This is a genomic window from Okeania sp. SIO2F4, from assembly GCF_010672385.1.
GTDB lineage: Bacteria > Cyanobacteriota > Cyanobacteriia > Cyanobacteriales > Microcoleaceae > Trichodesmium.
Window position 1 is genome coordinate 1 of the sequence record NZ_JAAHGT010000648.1, and the last position, 5,676, is coordinate 5,676.

Sequence of the window (5,676 nt, forward strand, 5' to 3'; positions counted from 1 at the left end):
TGCCAAATTGTTTCTCAATTTGGCAAAAATCTATCTTTAGCTGCTCTTTTCCAAGGCGCTACCGTAGAACAATTAGCCATTCTATTGCGCCAAAAAACTGATACTCACTCTTGGTCTCCTTTAGTTGCTATTCAACCCCAAGGAAACCACCCACCGTTCTTCTGTATGCCTGGTTCCGGTGGCAATGTGGTGTATTTCCACCAACTGGCGCGTCATCTGGGAAATGACCAACCTTTTTACGCCTTACAACCTCCCAGCTTAGATGGGATTTCGGAACCCTTTGGTAGTGTTGAAGAGGTAGCCGCTTACTACCTCCAAGCCATCCAAACCCTTCAACCTTCTGGTCCGTACTTCCTTGGCGGTCATTCCTTTGGGGTTCTGGTTGCTTTTGAAATGGCACAGCAGCTACTACAACAGGGAGAAAGAGTTGCCATACTTGCCCTATTTGACCTTCCCGCACGAGTTCCTGGTAGCATCCTAAAACAACTAGATTGGGATGATACCCGATGGTTCACCAATATTGCCCATATCCTAGAAATGTTATCTGGGAAAAATCTCGATATTTCCTATGAAATCCTCAAACCTCTAACTCCCGAAGCACAATTAAATTATCTCAAACAACAGATGGAAACCGTAAACTTGTTGCCATATAATTCAGGAATTGAACGAGTGCGTGGGATTGTCCAAACGATTAAAGCTGATGAATTGGCTTTTATGAGTTACCTCCCACAAGGAGGTTATCCTGGTCCGATTACCCTGTTTCGCACCAGCGAAGTTTATCGCGATGACCTAGGAATGCTTGATGAAATACCTAGCGATGCAACTTGGGGATGGAATCAGCTTTCTACTCAATCTGTAGAGGTTCATGTAGTTCCTGGAAATCATACCACTATGTTGAGTGAACCTCACATAATGGTATTAGCTGAAAAACTTAAATTTGGTCTAGCTAGCGTTGGCTGAAAAACTCTACGCTGAATCACTGTGAGCTAATTCGTGGATTAACCCACTTCCACTGGCGGCCTCAAAATTCGTAGTGTGTGCAATTATCCGGACATAATATGAATCATCCTGACCCGACCAATCTATAACTTTTTAACAGGATTTGATATCAAGATCAAGACAGTGTTATAGATGCCGAATCATTTGTGCATATTATCCAGGAATTAGAAATTCAGGACTTACCCAAAGACACTATTGCTTGACTAAAACTAGCTTAAAGGACGAAAATGAAACGAAAAAGAAAAAAACACTGCTTAAAAATAGTTCTAGCGTTCATCGCCATAGGAACTGTTGTTGGGATTAGGGATAGAGTCTTTCTCTAACAATATAATTTGTAGATTTTGTTTCTGGCTGAGGTAATAAGCTGTTGCCAGACCCGCAATACCACCACCAATAATAACTACATCTACATCTGCATTGAAATATGCTGTTGTTTGTGCCATTAAGTTTCTACCTAAATTCTGGTGTCCGGTAGTATTATAAATTATATAATCGGGCGATCGCCATATCCGGTTACTCGATCTTCATATTACCGAAAAATTAAGGTATAAAGCCTCTCAATTCATGTATAAAAGACAAAAAAATCCTTTGAATCAATCTAGTAGTCGCGATCGCTTAATAATTTTATACCTATTCTATTGTAACAATATTTTTTGAAATTGGTATAAGGCTGTTTATAATTCCGATTAAATTACTATGAAAAATCTCCTCATTTTTCTTGAAGTATTGGCGAGCTTTTTGGGACTTATTAATTTTTTCTTGATCAGAATCTGCCAGAATCTGCAAAATTTTCTCTTCTAAGTTAACTGGATCGAAGAAAAATTTCTCACTAAATTTCTTTTCTTCTGGCTCAATTCTGTTACAATCTACTAAATATCCTCGATCAGATTCTACTAATTCATTCATTGGTTTACCATTGGTTGTCACAACACATGATCCACAACTTAGTCCTTCCATGATAAAATGTCCAAATCCTTCACTTTCTGATAAACAAAGGTGTATCCCTGCTTGATTTTGAAGCTTCTTCAAAAGTTGATCGGGTATATAGTCATTGAAAATTTTTATATTTGGATAGTTTGTATAATCTTCAGAGTTAAAACCATGAGCAATTACATTTAATTGGGGGAAGTCAGCATGTCTAGTCCATAAGTCTAATATTTGGGATGTTCCTCGACGGTATGAGCTTTTGCCTGCAATATGAAGAAAGCTGTTATAATCCTTTCTTAATTCTTTAGTTAAACGATCCATGGATTTAAATCCAATATACTCTACATTATTTGCTATTTTTTGAAAAATTCTCTCAGCATATCTGGTTTTACACAAGATCAAATCCATATCCCGTAGTAATGGTAGTTGTGATTTATGAAACATCTCTTGATTAGGAATAAAGAGATTAAGATTGGCTAATTCACACAACTCAGGACGTATCCTTTCAAAGAAGATATTGATATCAAATTTATGTATTCTCGTTTTAAAAAAAGCGTTAGCTTTTGATACTAAGCTTTGAGGAATTTTGTATTTTTTGAAAAATCTCCTCTCAGTTATTTTATAGTGATTAAATTTGTGATGATATGGTTTGAGAGCCTGTTCTACTATCAACGCATCTCTTTCTAGTCCAGTGATACGCCCAAGAGTAGCTTTATAGATTAGGTTAATAGTTATTGACATAATTTATTGAGTACTTAAATGAAGCTTGACTTAATTGCTTGCGAATATATAAATCGTTAATTGATGTAAAATGCCCTGCAATAGAAGTAAATAAACCTTGGAAAAAAATTAAGTGCCTTCAGTAATCTCTCAAAAGTTTTGTTGGAAGCACTTGACTAAATCTACATTTTTTATTATGCAAACTTCCATATCCTTATGTCAACCCTTTAACTGCATCTTCATCAAAAATTCACAAAACTGAGGTATTTTTATAAAGATTTGATAAAGTAGGGTAACACCAATTTCAAAAAATATTGTTACATTCGTATTTTTGAGGGTAAGTGGGGTAACGCTACGCGCAAGTTAAAAGTCAAAAGTCAAAAGTAATCTCTGATAATTTACTTTTTAATTTATATCTAACTAATTGATGAACTGTTTTATAAGACAGCTCAATGTCAAAACAAGTTGTTAAACACAGTTGAATTCCAACATAGCTTTGGAAACTTTCTGGATTTTGCAATTCTTCTTCTAATTTTTCGATTACATTTGGTGGAATTAAACTTGGCCTTCCTCCTAAATTTTTCTTTGGTTCTAGTAAAATATTTAGTCTGCCAGTACGATATTTATGTAACCATTTTTGTACTGTTACACGATTGCGCCTTAACATTGTCTATGGTACTTAGAGATTTTACCCGATCCATCACTCTTGGCGTGTTCAATTTACTAACGCCAGAATTCCCAACCAGAAAAATTTAGTAAAATGAAGTAATATAACTAAAAAAAACAAAAAAGTAATATGGCAAATTTAAATCCACTGCTAATGACAACAAAACAAACAATTAATCCCAAAAAATTTAGCAAAGTTATTGGCTTATTAACTTTAGGATTAATGATATTTTTAGGAGTAATAATTACCATTTCCCCTGATGCAATGTCACACGATGCAATGTCACAAAATAATGAAGATAATAATCAACTTCAACAGGACTCGGAGTCAAAACAAGAATCTCTATTTATTACCTATCCGTCACGCAATCATAAAACTACTTCAGACCGAATCTTCTTAATTGGTACAGCTTCTCCAGAAGCGGAAGTTACTGTTAATGGAAAACCAATTAATGAGCGTAGTCGTTCTGGTCATTTTGCTCCTAGTTTTCCATTACAAATAGGGGAAAATATATTTACTGTGCGCCATCAAAATGAAGAGATTATTTTAAAAATAACACGCAATTCAAATCAACCACCTTTACCAATAGGAATAGCTTTTGGTCAAGACTCTTTGACTCCGACAAAAGATATTGCTAGAATGCCAGGGGAATTAATTTGTTTTCAGGCGATCGCTCCTCCAAATGCTAATATTTCTGTTTTATTAGCTGCCCAAACTATTCCTTTACTTTCTAAGTCTCAAGTAGTAAATTTACCAGGAAATTTAGCAGTATTAACAGGAGATAATCAACCTGTTCCTTCTGCCGGAGAATATTATCAAGGTTGTGCGAAAGCAGAGAAACCAGGAGAGTTAGGTCAACCTGAGTTTAAACTTAGTCTCAGAGGTAAGACAGTGAGTCAAAAAGCACCGGGAAAAGTGACTATTCTTTCTCCGACTACATTTGAGGTGGCGGAAGTAACAGTAGAAGAGGGAGTTGCGAGAACTGGACCCAGTACCACTTATTCCCGCTTGACACCTTTACCAAAAGGTACTAAAGCTTTGATTACAGGAAAAGAAGGAGATTATTTACGACTTGACTATGGAGGTTGGATCAAAGCAAATGAAACTAGAATATTTACAGATGCAGCACCACCCCGTTCGGTGATTCGGAGTGCTATTGCTCGTCAGATTCAAGGTGCAACAGAAATCAGGTTTCCTTTGCAAGTACCGGTGCCAGTTACAGTCGAACAGGGCGATCGCTATTTAACTTTAACTCTGCATAATACTACTGCTCAAACTGATACTATTCGCCTAGATGATGACCCCTTAATTGAGCGATTAGACTGGCAACCAATTCTAACTTCAAGAGTGCAAAATGAACAGGGAGTTAGATATAAATTTTATTTAAAAACAGACCAACAATGGGGTTATAAATTACAATATGTTGGTACAACTTTGCTGTTAACTTTGCGACATCCTCCGGCAGTCAAAAGTGGAATTAGTTCTGTATATAAACCTTTAACTGGAATGAAAATTTTAATTGATGCTGGACATGGGAGTGAGAATGATTTAGGAGCAAGAGGTCCGAATGGTTATCCTGAAAAAAATGTGACATTAATTGTCTCAAAACTATTACAGGATGAGTTAATTAATCGGGGAGCTTCGGTGTATATGACACGAAAAGCAGAGGAGGATTTATATCCTAAAGACCGTGTAGAAATGATTAATCAACAAGTGCCAGATTTAGCACTTTCTGTTCATTATAATGCTTTACCTGATTATGGCGATGCCCTAAAAACTCAGGGAATTGGTACTTTTTGGTATCATTCTCAAGCTCATAGTTTGGCAGTATTTTTACATAATTATTTAGTAGAAAAATTAGACCGACCTTCTTATGGGGTATTTTGGAATAATTTAGCTTTAACTCGTCCGGCGATCGCTCCTTCTGTGTTGTTGGAATTAGGGTTTATGATTAATCCTTATGAATTTGAATGGATTATGAATTCTCAAGAACAAAAGAAGTTAGCAAAAGCATTAGCTGATGGAATTGTGGAGTGGGTAAAAAGTTCTGAATAAATTGAATATAGCGATTAGGGAGTAGGGAGTAGGGAGTAGGGAATAGGGAAAAACCTTGCTCTTTATTTAATTTTCCTATATAGCCAAATCCTGGTCTTCCCTAAGTACAAAAAAAAAGTTAATGTAGCATTATTTTTTGAAACTGGTATAATTTCTAGCATAAATTAAGTAGCTCTTCAGTTAATACCAATTTGATAAATGTTTGTTACAAATGACTAGGCTGTTTATTAGGAGTCAGTAGTCAGGAGTCAGGAGTCAGAATAAATTGCCTCAATACCATTTTTTAGGTCATAAATCATCTTTTTTGA

Annotated in this window: 5 protein-coding genes; 2 read left to right on the top strand and 3 right to left on the bottom strand. The window is 35.9% G+C overall.

The genetic code is table 11. The features are described from left to right. Positions 1 to 960 (top strand): thioesterase domain-containing protein (locus F6K22_RS29540; protein ID WP_293106346.1); only part of this gene is annotated, 960 nt, incomplete at its 5' end. Between the two features lie 305 nt (positions 961 to 1,265). Here the strand turns inward: F6K22_RS29540 and F6K22_RS29545 are convergent. From F6K22_RS29545 to F6K22_RS29555, 3 genes are all read right to left on the bottom strand, one after another. Next, positions 1,266 to 1,442, bottom strand: a complete 177-nt coding sequence (locus tag F6K22_RS29545; protein WP_293106349.1) for an FAD-dependent oxidoreductase — start codon at positions 1,440 to 1,442, stop codon at positions 1,266 to 1,268. Between the two features lie 187 nt (positions 1,443 to 1,629). Next, positions 1,630 to 2,667 carry a glycosyltransferase gene (locus tag F6K22_RS29550; RefSeq protein ID WP_293106352.1) on the bottom strand — a complete coding sequence of 346 codons (1,038 nt, stop codon included), beginning with the start codon at positions 2,665 to 2,667 and terminating at the stop codon, positions 1,630 to 1,632. A 349-nt stretch (positions 2,668 to 3,016) separates the two neighbouring features. Continuing rightward, the gene (locus tag F6K22_RS29555) at positions 3,017 to 3,313 is read right to left on the bottom strand and encodes a helix-turn-helix domain-containing protein (protein WP_293106355.1); all 297 of its coding nucleotides are present in this window, start codon (positions 3,311 to 3,313) and stop codon (positions 3,017 to 3,019) included. Between the two features lie 279 nt (positions 3,314 to 3,592). On the opposite strand from F6K22_RS29555, the gene F6K22_RS29560 reads away from it, so the two are divergent. Beyond that, positions 3,593 to 5,368: an N-acetylmuramoyl-L-alanine amidase family protein gene (locus F6K22_RS29560; RefSeq protein ID WP_293106358.1), complete on the top strand. Its 1,776-nt coding sequence runs from the start codon at positions 3,593 to 3,595 to the stop codon at positions 5,366 to 5,368. Positions 5,369 to 5,676: the final 308 nt, after the last annotated feature.